The sequence below is a fragment of the Pseudomonas sp. FP818 genome, from assembly GCF_030687335.1.
GTDB lineage: Bacteria > Pseudomonadota > Gammaproteobacteria > Pseudomonadales > Pseudomonadaceae > Aquipseudomonas > Aquipseudomonas shahriarae.
Window position 1 is genome coordinate 546,598 of the sequence record NZ_CP117427.1, and the last position, 22,001, is coordinate 568,598.

General features: G+C 60.6%; 16 protein-coding genes, 2 tRNA genes and 1 pseudogene. 15 read left to right on the forward strand and 4 right to left on the reverse strand.

The genetic code is table 11. The features are described 5' to 3' along the window. Positions 1–16 precede the first annotated feature (16 nt). The 7 genes from hfq to PSH80_RS02390 all read left to right on the forward strand — a co-directional run bounded on the left by hfq (position 17) and on the right by PSH80_RS02390 (position 8,634). Positions 17–277 (forward strand): RNA chaperone Hfq, encoded by a 261-nt coding sequence (gene hfq, locus PSH80_RS02360; protein WP_010221594.1) that lies wholly within the window; start codon positions 17–19, stop codon positions 275–277. Positions 278–289: 12 nt separating this feature from the next. Continuing rightward, the gene (gene hflX / locus PSH80_RS02365) at positions 290–1,591 is read left to right on the forward strand and encodes a ribosome rescue GTPase HflX (RefSeq protein WP_029299582.1); all 1,302 of its coding nucleotides are present in this window, start codon (positions 290–292) and stop codon (positions 1,589–1,591) included. Between the two features lie 96 nt (positions 1,592–1,687). Beyond that, a complete protein-coding gene (hflK, locus tag PSH80_RS02370; protein WP_057958152.1) occupies positions 1,688–2,866 on the forward strand; it encodes an FtsH protease activity modulator HflK in 1,179 nt (392 codons plus the stop codon). Then, positions 2,866–3,732, forward strand: a complete 867-nt coding sequence (gene hflC, locus PSH80_RS02375; protein ID WP_017849753.1) for a protease modulator HflC — start codon at positions 2,866–2,868, stop codon at positions 3,730–3,732. Before hflK ends, hflC begins: the two co-directional genes overlap by 1 nt. A 296-nt stretch (positions 3,733–4,028) precedes the next feature. Further along, positions 4,029–5,216 (forward strand): ATP phosphoribosyltransferase regulatory subunit, encoded by a 1,188-nt coding sequence (locus PSH80_RS02380; protein WP_057958153.1) that lies wholly within the window; start codon positions 4,029–4,031, stop codon positions 5,214–5,216. 54 nt (positions 5,217–5,270) lie between these two features. Further along, positions 5,271–6,560 (forward strand): adenylosuccinate synthase, encoded by a 1,290-nt coding sequence (locus tag PSH80_RS02385; RefSeq protein ID WP_057437412.1) that lies wholly within the window; start codon positions 5,271–5,273, stop codon positions 6,558–6,560. A 139-nt stretch (positions 6,561–6,699) separates the two neighbouring features. Beyond that, the gene (locus tag PSH80_RS02390; RefSeq protein WP_186625914.1) at positions 6,700–8,634 is read left to right on the forward strand and encodes a methyl-accepting chemotaxis protein; all 1,935 of its coding nucleotides are present in this window, start codon (positions 6,700–6,702) and stop codon (positions 8,632–8,634) included. Positions 8,635–8,706: 72 nt separating this feature from the next. Here PSH80_RS02390 and PSH80_RS02395 read toward each other — a convergent pair whose 3' ends face one another. The 4 genes from PSH80_RS02395 to PSH80_RS02410 form a co-directional block, all read right to left on the reverse strand. Continuing rightward, positions 8,707–10,272, reverse strand: a complete 1,566-nt coding sequence (locus tag PSH80_RS02395; RefSeq protein WP_186625913.1) for an iron ABC transporter permease — start codon at positions 10,270–10,272, stop codon at positions 8,707–8,709. Next, positions 10,272–11,297, reverse strand: coding sequence for an extracellular solute-binding protein (locus PSH80_RS02400; RefSeq protein ID WP_057958156.1), 1,026 nt, complete (start codon positions 11,295–11,297; stop codon positions 10,272–10,274). The genes PSH80_RS02395 and PSH80_RS02400 overlap by 1 nt, the downstream gene beginning before the upstream one ends. A gap of 144 nt (positions 11,298–11,441) precedes the next feature. Beyond that, positions 11,442–11,528 (reverse strand) — tRNA-Leu (locus tag PSH80_RS02405). Between the two features lie 179 nt (positions 11,529–11,707). Then, positions 11,708–11,794, reverse strand: a tRNA-Leu gene (locus tag PSH80_RS02410). Positions 11,795–12,018: 224 nt separating this feature from the next. Here PSH80_RS02410 and rnr point away from each other — a divergent pair. From rnr to PSH80_RS02450, 8 genes and pseudogenes are all read left to right on the forward strand, one after another. Further along, a complete protein-coding gene (gene rnr, locus PSH80_RS02415; RefSeq protein ID WP_057958157.1) occupies positions 12,019–14,652 on the forward strand; it encodes a ribonuclease R in 2,634 nt (877 codons plus the stop codon). Continuing rightward, a pseudogene (gene rlmB, locus PSH80_RS02420) lies at positions 14,649–15,405 on the forward strand (23S rRNA (guanosine(2251)-2'-O)-methyltransferase RlmB). Before rnr ends, rlmB begins: the two are co-directional and overlap by 4 nt. Before the next feature lie 307 nt (positions 15,406–15,712). Next, entirely contained in the window at positions 15,713–16,135 is a 423-nt protein-coding gene (gene rpsF, locus PSH80_RS02425; RefSeq protein WP_003217491.1) for a 30S ribosomal protein S6, read from the forward strand. A gap of 29 nt (positions 16,136–16,164) precedes the next feature. Continuing rightward, complete coding sequence (gene rpsR / locus PSH80_RS02430; RefSeq protein ID WP_003171373.1) at positions 16,165–16,395, forward strand: 30S ribosomal protein S18; 231 nt, start codon at positions 16,165–16,167, stop codon at positions 16,393–16,395. Between the two features lie 36 nt (positions 16,396–16,431). Then, on the forward strand, positions 16,432–17,325 hold the full coding sequence (locus PSH80_RS02435) for a hypothetical protein (RefSeq protein ID WP_057437422.1): 894 nt from the start codon (positions 16,432–16,434) through the stop codon (positions 17,323–17,325). Positions 17,326–17,343: 18 nt separating this feature from the next. After that, positions 17,344–17,790: a 50S ribosomal protein L9 gene (gene rplI, locus PSH80_RS02440; protein ID WP_003171376.1), complete on the forward strand. Its 447-nt coding sequence runs from the start codon at positions 17,344–17,346 to the stop codon at positions 17,788–17,790. A gap of 110 nt (positions 17,791–17,900) precedes the next feature. Beyond that, positions 17,901–19,298: a replicative DNA helicase gene (dnaB, locus tag PSH80_RS02445; RefSeq protein WP_017138451.1), complete on the forward strand. Its 1,398-nt coding sequence runs from the start codon at positions 17,901–17,903 to the stop codon at positions 19,296–19,298. A gap of 190 nt (positions 19,299–19,488) precedes the next feature. Further along, the gene (locus tag PSH80_RS02450; protein ID WP_057958158.1) at positions 19,489–21,792 is read left to right on the forward strand and encodes a YgiQ family radical SAM protein; all 2,304 of its coding nucleotides are present in this window, start codon (positions 19,489–19,491) and stop codon (positions 21,790–21,792) included. The last annotated feature ends 209 nt before the right edge of the window (positions 21,793–22,001 follow it).

Below are 22,001 nucleotides of genomic sequence, written 5' to 3' on the forward strand. Positions count from 1 at the left end.
TAAAGGAGTGCGGCACATGTCAAAAGGGCATTCGCTACAAGACCCTTACTTGAATACTTTACGTAAAGAGAAAGTTGGGGTTTCCATCTATCTGGTCAACGGCATCAAGCTGCAAGGTACGATCGAGTCTTTCGACCAGTTCGTGATCCTGCTGAAAAACACCGTCAGCCAGATGGTCTACAAACACGCTATCTCGACAGTAGTGCCGGTTCGTCCAATTCGTCTGCCTAGCGCAACCGAATCCGAACAGGGTGACGCTGAGCCAGGTAACGCCTGATAGGAGTCTCCTTTGTTCTTTGAGCGCCACGGTGGTGGTGAGCGAGTAATCCTCGTTCACTTGGATGGACAGGACCCTGAGGCGCGCGAAGATCCGCAGGAGTTTCAGGAGCTGGCAAATTCGGCCGGCGCCGAGACCGTCGCGTTTTTTAACGTGCCGCGTCATCGGCCAACCGCCAAATTTCTGATTGGCAGCGGCAAGGTCGAGGAACTGCGCGACCTGGTCCATGCCGAAGAAGCCGATCTGGTTATCTTCAATCACATCCTCACGCCCAGTCAGGAACGTAACCTCGAACGTGTTTTCGAGTGTCGCGTGATTGACCGTACCGGCCTGATTCTCGATATCTTCGCCCAACGCGCCCGTACCCATGAAGGCAAGCTCCAGGTCGAACTGGCCCAGCTTGACCACATGAGCACCCGCCTGGTTCGCGGCTGGACGCACCTTGAGCGTCAGGGTGGCGGTATCGGCATGCGTGGGCCGGGTGAAACCCAACTCGAAACCGACCGGCGTCTGCTGCGGGTGCGCCTGCGCCAGATCAAGGGCCGGCTGGAGAAGGTGCGCAGTCAGCGCGAGCAATCGCGACGCGGCCGTACCCGTGCGGATATCCCTACCGTGTCCCTGGTGGGCTACACCAACGCCGGTAAATCCACGCTGTTCAACAACGTGACCAAATCGGACGTGTACGCGGCAGACCAATTGTTCGCCACCCTTGACCCGACCTTGCGCCGTCTGGAACTCGACGACCTGGGGCCGATTGTGCTGGCCGACACTGTGGGCTTCATCCGCCACTTGCCGCACAAGCTGGTCGAGGCATTCCGGTCTACGCTCGAAGAGTCGAGCAACTCCGACCTGCTGCTGCACGTCATTGATGCGGCCGAGCCTGACCGGATGTTGCAGATCGAGCAGGTCATGGTAGTACTGGGTGAGATTGGCGCCCAGGACTTGCCGATCCTCGAGGTCTATAACAAACTCGATTTGCTTGAAGGTGTGGAGCCGCAAATCCAGCGCGACGAAAACGGCAGGCCCCAGCGGGTCTGGCTGTCGGCGCGGGACGGTAGTGGTCTGGAATTGCTTGAGCAGGCGATTGCCGAGTTGCTCGGTGGCGATTTGTTCGTCGGCACCTTGCGCTTGCCTCAGCGTTTTGCTCGACTGCGTGCTCAGTTCTTTGAACTGGGTGCCGTACAGAAAGAAGAACACGACGAAGAGGGTGTCAGCCTGCTGGCTGTTCGTTTGCCTCGTTCGGAGCTCAATCGGCTGGTGAGTCGTGAGGGCGTTGTACCGACGGAGTTCCTCGAACAACACACTTTGCAATAAAAGCCTGAGAAAGCGGTTGTGCCGCTGTGGCAGGCATTCTGTAGCATTGGTCGGCGCGCCGTGGGTGCGTCTTTGCTTTATCAGATGGAGAGCGCTATGGCTTGGAATGAGCCGGGTGGCAACTCGAATAATCAGGATCCTTGGGGTGGTAAACGCCGCAATAATGGCGACCGCAAGGGGCCACCAGATCTCGACGAGGCCTTCCGAAAGCTGCAGGAAAGCCTGAATGGGTTGTTCGGTGGTGGAAAAAAACGTGGTGGTGACGACGGCGGTCGCACAGGCAAGGGCGGCGGCTACGGCCTGCTTGGCCTGGGCCTCGTGGCGCTGGCGGCTGTCTGGCTGTACAGCGCGGTCTATGTGGTGGACGAGCAGGAGCAAGCCGTGGTGCTGCGCTTCGGCAAGTACTACGAGACTGTCGGCCCCGGCCTGAATATCTACTTCCCGCCGATCGACAAGAAGTACATGGAGAACGTCACGCGTGAGCGTGCCTACACCAAGCAGGGCCAGATGCTGACCGAAGACGAGAACATCGTCGAAGTGCCGCTGACCGTGCAGTACAAGATCAGCAATCTGCAGGACTTCGTGCTTAACGTCGACCAGCCGGAAATCAGCTTGCAGCACGCGACCGAAAGCGCCCTGCGCCACGTAGTGGGTTCCACTGCGATGGACCAGGTGCTGACCGAAGGCCGTGAACTGATGGCCAGCGAGATCAAGGAGCGCCTGCAACGGTTCCTCGATACCTATCGCACCGGTATCACCGTTACCCAGGTCAACGTACAGAGCGCAGCGGCACCGCGTGAAGTGCAGGAAGCCTTCGATGACGTGATCCGTGCCCGTGAAGACGAGCAGCGTTCGCGCAACCAGGCTGAAACCTACGCCAACGGCGTGGTGCCGGAAGCCCGTGGTCAGGCCCAGCGCATCATTGAAGATGCCAACGGTTACCGCGACGAAGTCGTGTCCCGCGCCAAGGGTGAGGCTGACCGCTTCACCAAGCTGGTGGCCGAGTACCGCAAGGCACCGGAAGTCACCCGCGAGCGTCTGTACCTGGACACCATGCAGGAAGTCTTCACCAACACCAGCAAGGTTCTCGTGACCGGCAACAAGGGTGGGCAGAACAACCTGCTGTACCTGCCGCTGGACAAGATGATCGAAGGTGGTCGTAGTGCCGGCAGTACTTCGTCTTCCGCCAGTTCGACTGCCGCTGCCAACGAAGCGAGCGCCCGTGCGGCCGCTGACTTGCAGCAACAGCAAACACGTTCCCGGGAGAGTCGTTGATGAGCAATAAATCGCTGACCGCCCTGATTGTGGGCGTCGTCGTGGTCATCGCTGCCTGGAACTGCTTCTACATCGTGGCTCAGACCGAGCGTGCGGTGTTGCTGCAATTCGGGCGTGTGGTTCAGGCGGATGTCCAGCCGGGCCTGCATGTGAAAGTCCCCTACGTCAACCAGGTGCGCAAGTTTGACGCCCGCCTGATGACCCTGGATGCACCGACACAGCGTTTCCTGACCCTGGAAAAGAAAGCCGTGATGGTTGACGCCTACGCCAAGTGGCGCGTCAAGGATGCCGAGCGCTTCTACACCGCGACTTCCGGCCTCAAGCAGATTGCCGACGAGCGTTTGTCCCGTCGTCTGGAATCGGGCCTGCGCGACCAGTTTGGTAAGCGCACCCTGCACGAGGTGGTATCCGGTGAACGTGATGCGCTGATGGCTGACATCACCCGTTCGCTGAACACCATGGCGGAAAAAGAGCTGGGTATCGAAGTGGTCGATGTTCGAGTCAAGGCCATTGACCTGCCCAAGGAAGTGAACCGCAGCGTGTTCGAGCGTATGAGCACCGAGCGTGAGCGTGAGGCGCGTGAGCACCGTGCCAAGGGTAACGAACTGGCTGAAGGTATCCGTGCGGATGCCGACCGTCAGCGTCGCGTACTGTTGGCAGAGGCCTATCGTGAGTCCGAAGAGGCTCGTGGTGATGGTGATGCCCAAGCCGCGTCGATCTACGCCAAGGCTTATGGCCAGGACCAGGAGTTCTACGCGTTCTACCGTAGCCTGCGTGCCTACCGTGAAAGCTTTGCGAACAAAACCGATGTCATGGTGCTGGACCCAAGTAGCGATTTCTTCCGCTACCTGGAAAAGTCCAAGTAACCCGCTGACTGGCTGGTTCCACTCCGTCGGGCGGCTAAAACGCTCGGCGGGGTGATCCTTTCGGAAAACGGGTGTATGATGCGGCAGCCGGGAAATTCCCGGCTTTTTTGCGTCTGCATGTTTGATTGTTGTTGTGCGTTGCAGGCGTGACAGGTTTTTCGAGGAAAGTGCCCGACGAGGCCGTCTACAGGCCATTCGTCACGTCGCTCTTGCGCGTGGTTTATGCAGGGGCCGGGTATTTTCTGCTTCACTCAAGGCTCGCCCAAGGGCAGGCCGGGTCATAGGGGAATGGCGTAATGGCAACGGTAGACCGCTGGCTGCTGCCAGATGGCATCGAAGAAGTACTGCCACCAGAGGCTGCGCGTATTGAAATCGCGCGTCGCCAGGTGTTGGATCTGTTCCAGAGCTGGGGTTACGAGTTTGTCGTGACTCCCCATATCGAGTACCTGGAATCCCTGCTGACCGGCGCGGGCCAGGACCTGGATCTGCGCACCTTCAAGGTCATCGACCCGCAATCGGGCCGGCAAATGGGCTTTCGCGCCGACATCACGCCGCAAGTGGCGCGCATTGATGCGCATACCTTGCGTCGTGAAGGGCCGAGCCGCCTGTGCTACGCCGGCAGCGTGCTGCATGCGCAACCGCGCGCCTTGTCATCGTCCCGTAGCCCGATCCAGTTGGGCGCCGAGTTGTATGGCGATGCGAGCCCGAGCAGCGACGTTGAAGTCATCAGCCTGATGCTGGCGATGCTGCAACTGGCCGATGTGCCGGATGTCCACATGGACCTGGGGCATGTCGGTATCTACCGTGGCCTGGCCCGTGCGGCCGGTTTGTCCGGCGAAGTGGAGCAGCAGTTGTTCGATGCCCTGCAGCGCAAGGCCATCGACGAAGTGATCGCCCTGACCGAAGGCGTGCCTGCCGACCTGGCTGGCATGCTGCGTGCGCTGGTGGACCTGTGTGGTGGTCGCGAAGTGCTGACCGCTGCCCGTGATCGCCTGGCCAACGCGCCGGCCCCGGTGCTGGCGGCCCTGGACGACGTGCTGGCGATTGCCGAGCAGTTGTCGGCGCGCTTCCCGCAACTGCCGTTGTATTTTGACCTGGGTGAGTTGCGCGGCTACCACTACCACACCGGTGTGGTGTTCGCGGTGTTTGTTCCGGGCGTTGGCCAAGCCATCGCCCAGGGCGGTCGTTATGACGATATCGGCGCCGACTTCGGTCGTGCCCGTCCGGCGACTGGCTTTTCCACCGATTTGAAAACCCTGGTGACCCTGGGGCGTGCTGAAGTCGAGCTACCGTCTGGCGGTATCTGGATGCCAGACAGTACGGACGCGGCACTCTGGCAGCAGGTCTGCCAGTTGCGCAGTGAGGGTCAGCGTGTCGTCCAGGCCTTGCCTGGGCAGCCATTGGCCGCCGCCCGTGAAGCGGACTGCGACCGGCAATTGATTCAGCAGAACGGGCTTTGGCAAGTATCGCCACTGGCTTCTTGAGTTTTCCTGCCGGCCAACGCCGGCACCAAGTTTGCGCGAATGAGGACAAGTGTTATGGGTAAGAATGTCGTAGTCCTGGGCACCCAATGGGGTGATGAGGGCAAAGGCAAGATCGTTGATCTGCTGACCGAACATGCTGCCGCCGTAGTGCGCTACCAAGGTGGCCACAACGCTGGCCACACCCTGGTCATCGATGGCGAAAAAACCGTCTTGCACCTGATCCCGTCGGGCGTACTGCGCGAAGGCGTGCAGTGCCTGATCGGCAACGGCGTGGTGGTTGCACCTGACGCCCTGCTGCGCGAGATCACCAAGCTGGAAGAGAAAGGCGTACCGGTGCGCGAGCGCCTGCGTATCAGCCCGTCCTGCCCGCTGATCCTGTCCTTCCACGTTGCGCTGGACCAGGCCCGTGAAAAGGCCCGTGGCGAGCTGAAGATCGGCACCACCGGTCGCGGTATCGGCCCGGCCTACGAAGACAAGGTTGCACGTCGTGGCCTGCGTGTGGGCGACCTGCTCAACATGCCGCGCTTTGAAGACAAGCTGCGTGAACTGGTGGATTACCACAACTTCATGCTGGTCGGTTACTACAAAGAGCCAGCCATTGAGTTCGACAAGACCCTGGCCGAGTGCAAGGAATACGCCGAGCTGCTCAAGCCGCTGATGCTGGACGTGACTGCCGAACTGCACGACCTGCGTCGCGCCGGCAAAGACATCATGTTCGAAGGTGCCCAGGGCTCGTTGCTGGACATCGACCACGGTACCTACCCGTACGTGACCAGCTCCAACACCACCGCTGGCGGCGTTGCGACGGGTTCGGGCGTTGGTCCGATGTTCCTGGACTACATCCTGGGCATCACCAAGGCCTACACCACGCGCGTAGGTTCGGGTCCGTTCCCGACTGAGCTGTTCGACGACGTCGGTGCGCACCTGGCCAAACAAGGCCACGAGTTCGGCGCGACGACCGGTCGTGCCCGTCGTTGTGGCTGGTTCGATGCTGTCATCCTGCGTCGCGCTATCGACGTGAACAGCATCTCGGGTATCTGCCTGACCAAGCTGGACGTACTCGACGGCCTGGAAACCATCAACATCTGCGTTGGTTACAAAGACGCCGAAGGTAATGATGTTGCCCCGACCGACGCTGACAGCTACGTGGGCCTGCAGCCTGTGTACGAAGAAGTGCCGGGCTGGAGCGAATCGACCGTGGGTGCCAAGACCCTGGAAGAACTGCCAGCTAACGCCCGCGCCTACATCAAGCGCGTTGAAGAGCTGATTGGCGCGCCGATCGACATTATTTCGACGGGCCCGGACCGCAACGAGACCATCGTTTTGCGTCATCCGTTCGCTTAATAAGCTGTTGATGTAAAAAGCAAAGGGTCCCTTCGGGGGCCCTTTGTCGTTTCTGCGGTGCGCACGGCACGACCCTTGCTATGTTTCTCTCTTTCGCGGTGCTATCAATTTAATGGCACCCGTGGTGGAGGGATTCCCGATGTCTGCCGTTCTCTCATTGTTACAAAGCCGGCTGTTGCGGCCGGTGTTCGTTACCCTTGGTATCGCTCTTTTGGTGCAAGTGCTGGTGGCGGTCGCCCTGACCCGGAGCACAGTCACGGCCCTGGAAGCCGATTTGGGCAAACGCCTGGGTGTGGACAGCCAGAAACTGTCGGGCGAATTGACCCAGGCCGGCAAGGAAGTGACGTCCAGCCTGGATAGCTTGTCGTCCAGCACCAGCGACCGCCTCACGGCCGGGCTTTCTGCGCGATTGAAGCAAGAGCAGCAGCAACTGCGTACGACCCTGGAAAAGGACCTGAGGGACTCTGCCAATGATATGGCGCAGTTGCTGGCCTCGGTTGCGCCCCGTGCAATGTGGGACAGCGATGTTCCTGCGTTGTCGGAGTTCGCTCGGCGTGCCCAGCGCAATCCCAATGTACTGTTTGTGGTGTATGACGACGCCACAGGCCAGCACCTGACTCGTTATTTGAACCGGGCAAACCCGATCAACAAGGCGCTCCTGGAAAAAGGCCAGGGCGACCGTGCGTTGGACAAAGTGTTGAGTGCTGCGAAAAGCGACCCTTCGGTGTACTACGTCGAAGCGTCCATCAGCCCCAATGGTGTAGAGATCGGCAAGGTGCTGATGGGGGTTTCCACCGCTGCGGTCGAGGCGGACCTGGCGGCGCTGGACCAGCGTTTTGCCGCGCTGATCGCCAATGGCGGTCAATTGGTGGGCGACAGCCTCAAAGGCGCGGCGGCGGACAGTGCGGCGGCCATGGGTGCCCGTCTGCAGTCGGCGCAGGCCACGGCCACGCAAATGACCGCCAATACCTCCAGCGCCGTACAAGAGGCCGCGCAGGCCCTGCGCTGGCGTATCGGTCTGGGTCTGGCGGTGGTGGGCCTGGGTGTGCTGTTGCTGATTGCCGTGGTGCTGGGGCGGCGGGTGGTCAATCGCCTCAAGCTGCTGATCGCGGCTATGGATGATTTGGCGGCCGGTGACGGTGACCTGACCAAGCGTGTGCAGATCAACAGCAAGGATGAAATCGGCGCCATGGCTTCGGCGGTCAATCGGTTTGTGGATAAGTTGCAGCCCATCGTGCGTGAGGCGGGCGATGTGGCCCAGCGTACCGGCGTGGAAATCGGCGCGATGACCCTGCGCAATGCCGGCGCCGATGCCGCAGCAGGTTTGCAGCGTGATGAAGTGGCCGAGAGCCTGCGGGCGCTGTCGCAAATGGCTGACGAGGCCCAGGCTGAAAGCCATGCCATGCAGGCCGCGTTGCAGCAGGTGGTGGATATCCGTCAGGCCACGGATGAAAACTCCCGTACTTCGGCCGAGGTCGGCAGTTTGATCGAGGCCTTGGCCGGGCAGGTGCAGGCCGGTTCCAAGGTGATCGAGCGCCTGGCCCAGCAAAGCGAGCAGATTGAAGTGGTGTTGACGGTGATCCACGGCATTGCCGAGCAAACCAACCTGCTGGCCCTGAATGCCGCCATTGAGGCGGCGCGTGCCGGTGAAACCGGGCGGGGTTTTGCGGTGGTGGCAGACGAAGTGCGGGCGTTGGCCAGTAAAACCCAAAGCTCTACCGGTGATATCCAGGCGCATATCGTGGCGTTGCAGCAAGGCGCGCGCGAGGCGGTGGAGACCATCGGCAAGGCCGGGCGCCAGGCCAGCGAGGGTCTGCTGGTTCTGCGCGAAAGTGTGCGCTTGCAGCAAACGGTGCAAGACTCAGTGGAGCAGGTGCATGCGGCGATTGGCCTGGCGACCCGGGCTGCCGAACATCAGGCCCAGGGCGCGCATGCGGTGCGGGGGCGGGTCGAGGTGATCCATGCCCAGGCCGAGCGCGCAGCGCAGGCGGTGGTGGAAACCACGGCCAGCGGCAAGGTGCTGGATGGCTTGGCGGCGCAGTTGAAGGCCAGCCTGGGGCAGTTCCGGGCCTGAGGTTGGCGGCTCGGGCCTTATCGCGGGCAAACCCACTCCAATGTAGGAGCTGGCTTGCCTGCGATAGCGCTCTCAGCGGCTCAGATACATCCGTGTCGTGAGCAGGTAGACGGGCAGCCCCGACACCAGAATCAACAGCGCCGCATAAGGCGCCGCCGCCGCAAACTCCACATTCGAGGTGTGCGCCCACACCGCCGTGGCCAGGGTATTCAACCCGGTTGGACTGAGCAGCAAAGTCGCGGTCAACTCCTTCATCGCATCGAGGAACACCAGCGCAAACGCCGCGCCCAATGCCGGAAAGATAATCGGCAGGGTCACCCGACAAAACGCGCTGAACGACGATGCGCCGAGGGTGCGGGCCGCCTCTTCCAGTTGCGGTGCAGCCTTGTTCAAGGCGGTACGGATCGGCGCCTGGGCCAGTGGCAGGAACAGCAGCGCGTAGGCGATCAGCAGCAACGCCGAGGTCTGATACAGCGCCGGCACGTAATGCAGGGCGAAATACACCAGGGTCAGGGCAATCACCAGGCCGGGCAGGGCGTGCAGCAAGTAGGGCAGGCGTTCGGCCCACAGCGCCAGTTGGCCTTTGTAGCGCACCACCAGAAGACCCACCGGTAAGGCCAGCGCCAGGCAGAGTGCCGCGCCGCCCAGGGACAGCGCCAGGGAGGACAGCAGCGCCTCGCTGATCTCGGCTATCGGGAAGGCTGCTGAAGAACCCACGGCCAGCCAGTAGCCGAGCATCCCCAACGGAATGCCACTGCCAATGATCGCCAGCATCAGGCAGTACAGCTGGCCCAATGGCGCCCATCTGCCCAGTCGAACCTGTTCGGCATGCCGCGCCGCGCCTTGTCCGGTGCGCACATGCCGGCCCTTGCCGCGCACGCGCAGTTCCAGCCACAGCAGGGTCAGGCACATGACCAGCAGCACCGCAGACAGCATCGCCGCATTGGCGTTGCTGAACTCCAATTCGAACTGTTGGTAGATCGCCGTGGTGAAGGTCTGCAGGCCGATGATCGACAGGGCGCCGAACTCCACCAGCATATGCAAGGCGATCAACAGGGCGCCGGCCAGCAGCGACGGCCACAGCAACGGCAGGGTGATGCGAAAAAACACGCTCCAGCGATTGAGCCCCAGGGTGCGGGCCGACTCTTCCAGGGACGGGTCCAGGTTGCGCAGGGTGGCCGCCACCGGCAGGAACACCAGGGGGTATTTGGACAGGGTCATGACCAGGATGGCGCCGCCCAGGCCTTCGAACTGGGCGCTCAGGGATACCCAGGTAAAGCTGCTGACAAACGCCGGCACGGCAAACGGCAGGCACAGGATTACGCCCCAGATCCGCCGGCCCGGCAGGTTGCTGCGCTCCAGCAGCCAGGCCAGGGACAGGCCGATCACCGCGCAGGCGACGGTCACGCCGACCATTAATGCCAAGGTGTTGCGCAGTAGCCCGAACACATACGGGCGCCACAGCAGATGCACAGCCTCGGCCCAGCCGGCTTGCCAGGCCTTGAGGCCCACATACACCAACGGCAGCAGGCTCAAGCCCACCAGTAAAAAGACCGGCAGCAGCAGCCAGATTGACGGGCGTTTGCGCCGGGGGCTAAAGCCGCCGCGCAAGGCGGGGGCAGATTGCGATGGGGTCATCAGTTCAAGCCAACGTCACGTTCCAGCTCCAGGGCTTCTTCGGCGTTGCCCAGGTCGGCGGGAGTGACTTTGGGCGGTTGCAGTTCGCTGAATGGCTTGAGGCCGCGGTTGGACTGCATGCCCTTGCGCAGCGGGTACTCGGCGGAGGTGTTGGTGATAACCCGCTGGCCTTCTTCGCTGGCCATGAACGCCAGCAGTTGCTGGGCTTGCTTGGGGTGCTTGCTGGATTTCAATGCCGCTGCTGCCGATACGGTGATCAGGCCGCCAGCATCGCCATCGGTGAAGTAGTGCAGTTGCGAATCCAGGTTGGTTTTTTCCTTTTTCAGGGCAAACCAGTAGTAGTTATTCACCAGCACCGTCGCTACTTCGCCGTTTTCCACGGCTTTGAGGGCGACCATGTTATTGCTGTAGACCTTGCCGAACGCGCGCAGCCCGGTCAGCCATTCTTCGGCGGCATCGCGACCATGCAGTTTGATGATGGCCACGGCCTGTTCCTGGAAGGCGCCGCTGGTGGGGACGAAGCCCACTTTGCCCTGCCACTCGGGGTTGGCGAAATCCAGTACCGACTTGGGTAGCTCTTCTTCCTTGATCAATTTCGGATTGAAGGCCACTACCCGGGTACGTGCGGTGACGCCCATCCAGGCGCCATTGGCGGCCACGTATTCCTTGGGCAGGACATCCAGGGTACTGGCGTCGATAGTGGCCAGCAGGCCTTGTTCGCCAAGTTTGTTCAGTGGTGGGGATTCTTCGGTGTAGATCACGTCGGCGGGGGAGCGCTCACCCTCTTCGACGACCTGGCTGGCCAGTTGGTTGCTGCTGCCCTTGCGTACATTCACATGAATGCCGGTCTTGGCTTCGAAGGCCTTGGCGAGTTCATCGCCGACTTCCTTGTGCTGGCCGTTGTACAGGGTCAGTTCAACCTTGTCGGCCGAGTAGGCGGTGGGAGAGAGCAGGGTCAGGCCGAGCAGAGTGATGGTCAGGCCACGCAGAAGGGATGTCTTGAGACGGATATCGCGGATCATCATCCGGGGTGTTCCTCACTTGAGTGCAACAAATCATTGCAAGGATAAACGATAAAACTTCTCAAGTGCGGGCGCAGCGGGAATTGCGGGTGGAGTTTTTAAACCCCGGAAACGAAAAAACCCGCTTTCGCGGGTTTGATCTGAATTTGGTGCCCAGGAGAAGACTCGAACTTCCACGACCTTGCGATCACCAGCACCTGAAGCTGGCGTGTCTACCAATTTCACCACCTGGGCATTATCAAGCAACGTTGCCGCTGTTGATGGGGCGAACTATACGGCGGGCTTTTTGATCTGTAAACCCCTGATTTGATTTTATAAATCAACTTTTGGGTTAAAAATCAAAGGGCTATAACGCAAAAACCCGCTTTCGCGGGTTTTTGTGAGACTCAAGGCGCAAACCTCAAGTTTTGAATTGGTGCCCAGAAGAAGACTCGAACTTCCACGACCTTGCGGTCACCAGCACCTGAAGCTGGCGTGTCTACCAATTTCACCATCTGGGCAGTATCTTCAACGTTGCCGTCGTCGATGGCGCGCACTATACGGAGTGGCTTTTGAGCTGTAAACCCCCGTCATCAAAAAAGCCTGGAAAATTTCGCAGGCGGTCACGCAAGGTGGTTTTGCGCGGCTATAAAACGCATTTGCGGGCTAGTTATTGCTTGAAATTTCCCGTTTCAATACGCGTATGCCAAACTAACCCACATATAGACAAGGTGAAAACTCTCTAATGGCCGATTGGCAGTCCCTCGATCCCGAGGCCGCTCGTGAAGCGGAAAAATATGAAAACCCTATTCCTAGCCGCGAACTGATCCTGGCGCATCTCGCCGATCGGGGTTCGCCTGCTAGCCGCGAGCAGCTGGTTGAAGAATTCGGTCTGACCACCGAAGACCAACTCGAAGCACTGCGCCGCCGCCTGCGCGCCATGGAGCGCGATGCACAGTTGATCTACACCCGTCGCGGCACTTACGCGCCGGTGGACAAGCTCGACCTGATCCTTGGCCGCATTGCCGGTCACCGTGATGGCTTCGGCTTCCTGATCCCTGATGACGGCAGTGACGACCTGTTCATGAGCCCGGCGCAAATGCGCCTGGTGTTCGATGGCGACCGCGCCCTGGCGCGCGTGTCCGGCCTGGACCGTCGCGGTCGACGCGAAGGCGTGATCGTCGAAGTGGTGTCCCGTGCCCACGAATCCATCGTCGGTCGCTACTTCGAGGAAGGCGGCATCGGCTTCGTGATTCCGGACAACCCGAAGGTCCAGCAGGAAGTGCTGGTGACCCCGGGCCGCAATGGCGCCGCCAAGGTCGGTCAGTTCGTCGAGGTGAAAATCACCCACTGGCCAACCCCGCGCTTCCAGCCACAGGGCGATATCGTCGAAGTGGTCGGCAACTACATGGCGCCGGGCATGGAAATCGATGTTGCGCTGCGCACCTACGATATTCCTCACGTCTGGCCTGAGGCTGTGCTCAAAGAAGCCGCCAAGCTCAAGCCGGAAGTCGAAGAAAAAGACAAAGAGAAACGCATAGATCTGCGTCATCTGCCGTTCGTCACCATTGACGGCGAAGATGCCCGCGACTTCGACGATGCGGTCTACTGCGAAGCCAAGCCCGGCAAGCTGCGCCTGTTCTCCGGCGGCTGGAAGTTGTTCGTCGCGATTGCCGACGTATCCAGCTACGTGAAGATCGGTTCGGCCCTGGATAACGAAGCCCAGGTGCGCGGCAACTCCGTGTACTTCCCTGAGCGCGTGATCCCGATGCTGCCTGAGCAGCTGTCCAACGGCCTGTGCTCCCTGAACCCGAAAGTCGACCGTTTGGCCATGGTGTGCGAGATGACCATCTCGAAAACCGGCGAAATGACCGACTACCAGTTCTACGAAGCGGTGATCCACTCCCAGGCCCGCCTGACCTACAACAAGGTCAGCACCATCCTGGAAACGCCGAAAACCAGCGAAGCCAAGGCTTTGCGCAGCCAGTACTCTGACGTAGTTCCACACCTCAAGCAGCTCTACTCGCTGTACAAGGTGTTGCTGGGCGCACGTCATGTCCGTGGCGCGATAGATTTTGAAACCCAGGAAACCCGGATCATCTTCGGTTCCGAGCGCAAAATCGCGGAAATCACGCCGACCACCCGCAATGACGCGCACAAGCTGATCGAGGAATGCATGCTGGCGGCCAACGTGGCCACCGCCGAATTCCTGAAGAAGCACGAGATTCCTGCGCTGTACCGGGTGCACGATGGTCCGCCACCGGAGCGCCTGGAAAAACTGCGCGCCTTCCTGGGCGAGCTTGGCCTGTCCCTGCACAAAGGCAAGGATGGCCCGTCGCCGAAGGATTACCAGGCTCTGTTGGCCAGCATCAAGGACCGTCCGGACTTCCACCTGATCCAGACCGTGATGCTGCGCTCCCTCAGCCAGGCGGTGTACAGCGCCGACAACCAGGGCCACTTCGGCCTGAATTACGAGGCGTATACCCACTTCACCTCGCCGATCCGCCGTTACCCGGACTTGCTCACGCACCGCGCCATCCGCAGCGTGATCCATTCCAAGCAGAACACCCCGCACGTCAAGCGCGCCGGTGCCATGACTATTCCGAAGGCACGGATCTATCCGTACGACGAAGCGGCCCTGGAACAGTTGGGCGAGCAGTGCTCCATGAGCGAGCGCCGTGCCGACGAAGCCACCCGTGACGTAGTGAACTGGCTCAAGTGCGAGTTCATGAAGGATCGCGTAGGTGAGTCGTTCCCAGGCGTGATCACCGCCGTGACCGGTTTTGGTCTGTTCGTCGAGCTGACCGACATCTACGTCGAAGGTCTGGTGCACGTCACCGCCTTGCCGGGTGACTACTACCACTTCGATCCTGTGCATCACCGCCTGGCGGGCGAGCGCACCGGTCGCAGCTTCCGTTTGGGCGATACCGTAGAAGTACGGGTCATGCGCGTCGATCTCGACGAACGCAAGATCGACTTCGAGATGGCTGAAAAAACCCTCGAAGCGCCGATTGGCCGCAAAAAACGGGGTGCCGAAACCACGGCGCCGGCGAAAAAAGGCGCTCCTGCGAAAGCTGCAGCGGCTGCCGAGCCTGCGCCGGCCAAGCCTGCGCGCCGCTCCTCGGCCAAGGAAAAGGTCAGCGACGCGTACCGCCCCAGTGATGCGGCGGCGAAAAACGCCGAGTTGCGCAAGAGTCGCGAGTTGAAGCAGCAGTTGCTCAACGAAGCCAAAAGCGGTGGTAAAGCGGCGTCTGGGGGAAAGTCCCAGGCCGCCGACAAGCCGTCGAGCAAACCGAGTAAACACCGTAAAGGCCCGCCAAAAGCGGGTTCGGCCCCTGCCAAGAGCGGCGGGTCGCGCAAACCTAAGGCCAAGTCATGAGTCTGGAAAAAATCTACGGCGTACACGCCGTAGAAGCGTTGCTGCGTCACCACCCCAAGCGCGTCAAGCAAGTGTGGTTGGCCGAGGGTCGTAGCGAGCCGCGCGTTCAAGCGTTGGTCGAGCTGGCCAACCAGAATAAAGTTGCCATCGGTCAGGCCGAGCGGCGCGAAATGGACGTCTGGGTCGAAGGCGTACACCAGGGCGTGGTGGCGGACGTGAGTCCGAGCCAGGTCTGGGGCGAGGCCATGCTCGACGAGCTGCTCGACCGCACCGAAGGTGCGCCGCTGTTGCTGGTGCTGGACGGCGTGACCGACCCGCACAACCTCGGCGCCTGCCTGCGTTCGGCGGACGCTGCCGGCGCGCTGGCGGTGATCGTGCCGAAAGACAAGTCGGCTACCTTGACCCCGGTCGTGCGTAAAGTCGCCTGCGGCGCAGCGGAAGTGATTCCGTTGGTGGCCGTGACCAACCTGGCGCGCACCCTGGAAAAACTCCAGCAGCGCGGCTTGTGGGTCGTGGGTACGGCGGGTGAGGCCGAGGTCAGCATCTATGACCAGGACCTCACCGGCCCGACCATCCTGATCATGGGTGCTGAAGGCAAGGGCATGCGGCGCCTGACCCGAGAGCATTGCGACTACCTGGTGCACTTGCCGATGGCCGGGTAGCGTCAGCAGCCTCAACGTTTCAGTCGCGACGGGCGTCTGCCTGTTCGAAGCCCAGCGTCAGCGTGGCGCCAAGGCCAAGTCCAAGAAGTAATCAGGTCTGGCGCAGGTCCAAATGTGGGAGCGGGCTTGCTCGCGAATGCGCAGTGTCAGTCGCCATAGATGTTGGCTGGCCTAACGTATTCGCGAGCAAGCCCGCTCCCACACTGGTTTGCAGGGTTTGGAAGGTTGTACAAATAATCACCAATTGCCTTGCGCCCTTTCTCCCCCTTCTCTACAATTGCGCCCCCTTGCCTTCCCGGCGGGCACGCATGTGCCTCCCAGTGGCAAGATTCCTAAGTGTCATTCACTCCTTGTCTGACCGTTTTTGAGCGGCAGGCTACAACCCGTAAGGAGCATTCATGCGTCATTACGAAATCATCTTTTTGGTCCACCCGGATCAAAGCGAGCAAGTCGGCGGCATGGTAGAGCGTTACACCAAGCTGATCGAAGAAGACGGCGGCAAAATCCACCGTCTGGAAGATTGGGGCCGTCGTCAACTGGCCTACGCAATCAACAATGTTCACAAGGCTCACTACGTGATGCTGAACGTTGAGTGCACTGGCAAGGCCCTGGCCGAGCTGGAAGACAACTTCCGCTACAACGATGCAGTGATCCGTAACCTGGTCATCCGTCGCGAAGAAGCCGTTACCGGCCAATCCGAGATGCTCAAGGCTGAAGAAAACCGCAGTGAGCGCCGTGAGCGTCGCGACCGTCCTGAGCACGAAGGCGCTGAAAGCGCTGATAGTGATGACAGCGACAACAGCGATAACGCTGACGAGTAATCCACGGACCTTATTAAGGAGCCTATCAAATGGCACGTTTCTTCCGTCGTCGTAAGTTTTGCCGCTTCACCGCTGAAGAAGTGAAGGAGATCGACTACAAAGATCTCAACACTCTGAAAGCCTACGTATCCGAGACCGGCAAAATTGTTCCAAGCCGTATCACCGGTACCAAAGCTCGTTATCAGCGTCAGCTGGCCACCGCTATCAAGCGCGCCCGCTTCCTGGCCCTGCTGGCCTACACCGACAGCCACGGCCGCTGAGACCGGGCAGTCGACAAGTAGTAAGGGATTGAATGCATGCGCGCCTTAGCTGAGTTCATCATGCGCGGTCGTGTGCAGGCCACTCTGGTAGTGGCTGGATGTGCTGCATTGCCGTTGTTGTATTGGTTGGGTGCCGCCGCAGGAAGCCTTGTGCTGCTGCGGCGCGGTTTGAAGGACGCCCTGGGCGTTCTTGCCCTGGGGTTGCTGCCGGCCTTGATCTGGTGGCTGCAATTCGACGATCCACGGGTACTTCTGGTACTGCTGGGGTCTTCGAGCCTTGCGTTGGTTTTACGCGCAAGTGAGTCCTGGGTCCGTACGCTGCTGGTCAGCGTGGCATTGGGAGTGGTGTATTCAGTGGTGCTTGGCGCGGCTTTCCGCCCGCAAATCGAGGCGCTGTCGCAGGAGTTGGTAAAAATCCTGCCACTGGCCCTCGGGGATCTCTACCAGCAATTGTCGGTAGATGAGCGAGCGCGCATGGCCACACTGATTGCTCCGGTCCTTACCGGCCTGATAGCGGCACTGTTGCAGATCGTCAGTGTGCTGAGCCTGATTCTTGGGCGCTACTGGCAGGCGTTGTTGTATAACCCGGGTGGTTTTGGTCGCGAGTTTCGCAGTATCAGAATCCCCGCAGGACCAGCGATGTTGCTGCTGGCGTGCATGCTTGTAGGGCCGAACTTTGGTCCGCAAATGGCCATGTTGACGCCGTTGTGCAGCGTACCGCTGGTGATTGCCGGGCTGGCCCTGATGCACGGGCTGGTGGCGCAAAAGCGCCTGGCCAAGTTCTGGCTGGTGGGGCTGTACGTGACGCTGTTGCTGTTTATGCAGCTGATCTATCCGTTACTCGTGGTCTTGGCCATTGTCGACGGCCTGATTGATTTTCGCGGTCGTCTGGCGCCGAAAGACGCCGACAACGCGAACGGTGAAGGTTAAAAGTTAGAGGATTTTCACATGCAACTGATCCTTCTGGAAAAAGTCGCCAACCTGGGCAACCTGGGCGACAAAGTAAACGTTAAGGCCGGCTACGGTCGTAACTACCTGCTGCCATACGGCAAAGCCACCGCTGCAACCGCTGCCAACCTGGCCGCGTTTGAAGAGCGTCGCGCTGAGCTGGAAAAAGCCGCAGCAGACAAGAAAGCTTCGGCTGAAACCCGTGCTGCCCAACTGGCCGAGCTGGAAGTGACTATCACTGCCACCGCCGGTGACGAAGGCAAGCTGTTCGGTTCGATCGGCACCCACGACATCGCTGATGCACTGACCGCCTCCGGCGTTGAAGTGCAGAAGAGCGAAGTTCGTCTGCCGAACGGCACCATCCGCAACGTAGGCGAATTCGACGTAGCCGTGCACCTGCACGCTGAAGTTGAAGCCACCGTACGCGTTGTCGTGGTAGCAGCTTAAGTAGCACTTAACTGACTGGCACCTCGCGTGCCAGGCGGTTAACATCGGGCACGATCCTGTTTACAGGTCGTGCCTTTTGTTTTTTTCACACCCCCTAATTCCAAGTGGCCATGAACGATATTTCAGCTCCTGAGCAATACGATCTGCAAACCGCTGCCCTGAAGGTGCCGCCGCATTCCATCGAGGCCGAACAGGCCGTGCTCGGTGGCTTGATGCTGGATAACAACGCCTGGGAACGTGTGCTCGATCAGGTCTCGGACGGTGATTTCTATCGGCATGACCACCGCCTGATCTTCCGCGCCATTGCCAAGCTGGCCGACCAGAACTCACCGATTGACGTGGTGACCCTGGCCGAGCAACTGGACAAGGAAGGCCAGACCTCGCAAGTCGGTGGCCTCGGCTACCTCGGTGAGCTGGCAAAAAACACCCCGTCCGTCGCCAACATCAAGGCCTATGCCCAGATCGTGCGCGAGCGGGCGACCCTGCGCCAGTTGATCGGCATCAGCACCGAAATCGCCGACAGTGCCTTTAACCCTGAAGGCCGCACCGCCGCCGAGATCCTCGACGAAGCCGAACGGCAGATCTTCCAGATCGCCGAGGCCCGCCCGAAAACCGGCGGCCCGGTCAGCGTCAACGACCTGTTGACCAAGGCCATCGACCGTATCGACACCTTGTTCAACACTGACAACGCCATCACTGGTATTTCCACCGGCTACACCGATCTCGACGAGAAGACCAGCGGCCTGCAGCCGTCCGACCTGATCATCGTCGCCGGCCGTCCATCCATGGGTAAGACGACCTTTGCGATGAACCTGGTGGAAAACGCCGTGCTGCGCAGCGACAAGGCCGTGCTGGTGTACTCCCTGGAGATGCCAGGCGAATCGCTGATCATGCGTATGCTCTCGTCCCTGGGCCGGATCGACCAGACCAAAGTGCGTGCCGGTCGCCTGGAAGACGACGACTGGCCGCGCCTGACCTCGGCGGTCAACCTGCTCAACGACCGTAAGCTGTTTATCGACGACACCGCCGGTATCAGCCCGTCCGAGATGCGTGCGCGTACCCGGCGCCTGGTGCGTGAGCACGGCGATATCGCCCTGATCATGATCGACTACCTGCAGTTGATGCAGATCCCCGGCTCCAGCGGCGACAACCGGACCAACGAGATTTCCGAAATCTCCCGGTCCCTCAAAGCCCTGGCCAAGGAATTCAACTGCCCGGTGGTGGCGCTGTCCCAGCTCAACCGTTCCCTGGAGCAGCGTCCCAACAAGCGCCCGGTGAACTCCGACTTGCGTGAATCCGGAGCGATCGAGCAGGACGCCGACGTGATCATGTTCGTGTACCGCGACGAGGTGTATCACCCGGAAACCGAGCACAAGGGCATTGCCGAAATCATCATCGGCAAGCAGCGGAACGGGCCGATCGGCTTTATCCGCCTGGCGTTCATCGGTAAGTACACGCGCTTCGAGAACCTGGCGCCGGGCAGTTATAACTTCGACGACGACGAATAGTTTCCAGCGTCTATAAGGGCCCTATCGCAGGCAAGCCCGCCCGCACATTTGAAAGCATTCACCATTCAAGTGTGGGGGCGGGCTAGCCCGCGATGGAGTCAGCACAATTCCGACCATTACCGTCGGAATTGGTCAAATTTTGTGCTATATTCCGCGCCCGCGATTTTTCATCTCAACACCGGTCACCGTCATGCAAACAGCCAAGCCGTTATTTGACTATCCCAAGTACTGGGCCGAATGTTTCGGTCCAGCGCCATTCCTGCCCATGAGCAGGGAGGAGATGGATCAGCTTGGCTGGGATTCATGCGACATCATCATCGTCACCGGTGATGCCTACGTGGACCACCCTTCGTTCGGCATGGCGATCATTGGCCGGCTGCTGGAGTCCCAGGGCTTCCGCGTCGGGATCATTGCCCAGCCCAACTGGCAGTCCAAAGACGACTTCATGAAGCTCGGCGAGCCGAACCTGTTCTTCGGCGTCGCGGCCGGCAACATGGACTCGATGATCAACCGCTACACCGCCGACAAGAAAATCCGCTCCGACGACGCCTACACCCCTGGCGGCATGGCCGGCAAACGCCCGGACCGTGCGAGCCTGGTGTACAGCCAGCGCTGCAAGGAAGCCTACAAGAACGTGCCGATCGTGCTCGGTGGCATCGAGGCTTCCCTGCGCCGCATCGCCCACTACGACTACTGGCAGGACCGGGTGCGCAACTCGATCCTGATCGACGCCACCGCCGACATCCTGTTGTACGGCAACGCCGAGCGGGCGATTGTCGAAGTTGCCCAGCGCCTGTCGTGGGGCCACAAGATCGAAGACATCACCGACGTGCGTGGCACCGCGTTCATTCGCCGTGACACGCCAGCGGGCTGGTACGAAGTGGACTCCACCCGTATCGACCGCCCGGGCAAGGTCGACAAGATCATCAACCCGTACGTGAATACCCAGGACACCCAGGCCTGCGCCATCGAGCAGGAAAAGGGCCCGGTTGAAGACCCGGAAGAAGCCAAGGTCGTACAGATCCTCGCCAGCCCGCGCATGACCCGCGACAAGACCGTGATCCGCCTGCCATCGGTGGAAAAGGTCCGTGGCGACGCAGTGCTGTATGCCCACGCCAACCGCGTGTTGCACCTGGAAACCAACCCAGGCAACGCCCGCGCCCTGGTGCAGAAGCACGGCGAAGTGGACGTGTGGTTCAACCCACCGCCCATTCCCATGACCACCGAAGAAATGGACTACGTGTTTGGCATGCCTTACGCCCGTGTCCCGCATCCTGTGTACGGCAAGGAAAAAATCCCGGCCTACGACATGATCCGCTTCTCGGTGAACATCATGCGTGGCTGCTTCGGCGGCTGCACCTTCTGCTCGATCACCGAGCACGAAGGCCGGATCATCCAGAACCGTTCCGAAGAGTCGATCATCCGCGAGATCGAAGAGATCCGCGACAAGGTCCCAGGCTTCACCGGGGTGATTTCCGACCTTGGCGGGCCGACCGCGAACATGTACCGCATCGCCTGCAAGAGCCCGGAAATCGAATCCGCGTGCCGCAAGCCGTCCTGCGTGTTCCCGGGCATCTGCCCGAACCTGAACACCGACCACTCGTCGCTGATCCAGCTGTACCGCAGCGCCCGTGCCTTGCCGGGTGTGAAGAAGATTTTGATCGCTTCCGGCCTGCGTTACGACCTGGCCGTGGAGTCGCCGGAATATGTCAAAGAGCTGGTGACCCACCACGTCGGTGGCTACCTGAAGATCGCCCCGGAACACACCGAGGAAGGTCCGCTCAACCAGATGATGAAACCGGGCATTGGCAGCTATGACAAGTTCAAGCGCATGTTCGAGAAGTACACCAAGGAAGCGGGCAAGGAGCAGTACCTGATCCCGTACTTCATCGCCGCCCACCCCGGCACCACCGATGAAGACATGATGAACCTGGCCCTGTGGCTCAAGGGCAATGGCTTCCGCGCCGACCAGGTGCAGGCGTTCTACCCGTCGCCAATGGCCACCGCCACCGCGATGTACCACTCGGGCAAGAACCCGCTGCGCAAGGTCACCTACAAGAGCGACGCGGTGACCATCGTCAAGAGCGAAGAACAGCGCCGTCTGCACAAGGCGTTCCTGCGCTACCACGACCCCAAAGGCTGGCCGATGCTGCGTGAAGCGCTGACCCGCATGGGCCGCGCCGACCTGATCGGGCCGGGCAAGGATCAGTTGATTCCGCTGCATCAGCCGTCCACCGACAGCTACCAGAGCGCCCGTCGCAAGAACTCGACGCCGGTGGGCAGCCATAAGGTCGCCAAGGAAACCACCACCAGGATCCTCACCCAGCACACCGGCCTGCCGCCTCGTGGCAGCGACGGCAGCAACCCGTGGGACAAGCGCGAACAAGCCAAGGCCGCGGCCATGGCCCGCAACAAGCAGGCGGCTAAAGAGCGCACCGACGCGGCCAAGGGCAAAGGCAAGAAGCCTGCGCGTAAGCCGGTCGTACCGCGTTGATCGCAGCCTGAAATGCAAAACGCCAGCCTCGTGCTGGCGTTTTGCTTTCTAGCGGGTGGGAAACCTGTTTGTTAAGGTGGCGCCCATTGAATCGCCTTCGCGAGCAAGCCCGCTCCCACATTCGACCGCATTCTCATGCTGGAACTCGGTCAACTGTGGGAGCGGGCTTGCTCGCGAAGGCGCCAGTTCAGACACCACCTATTTCAAGG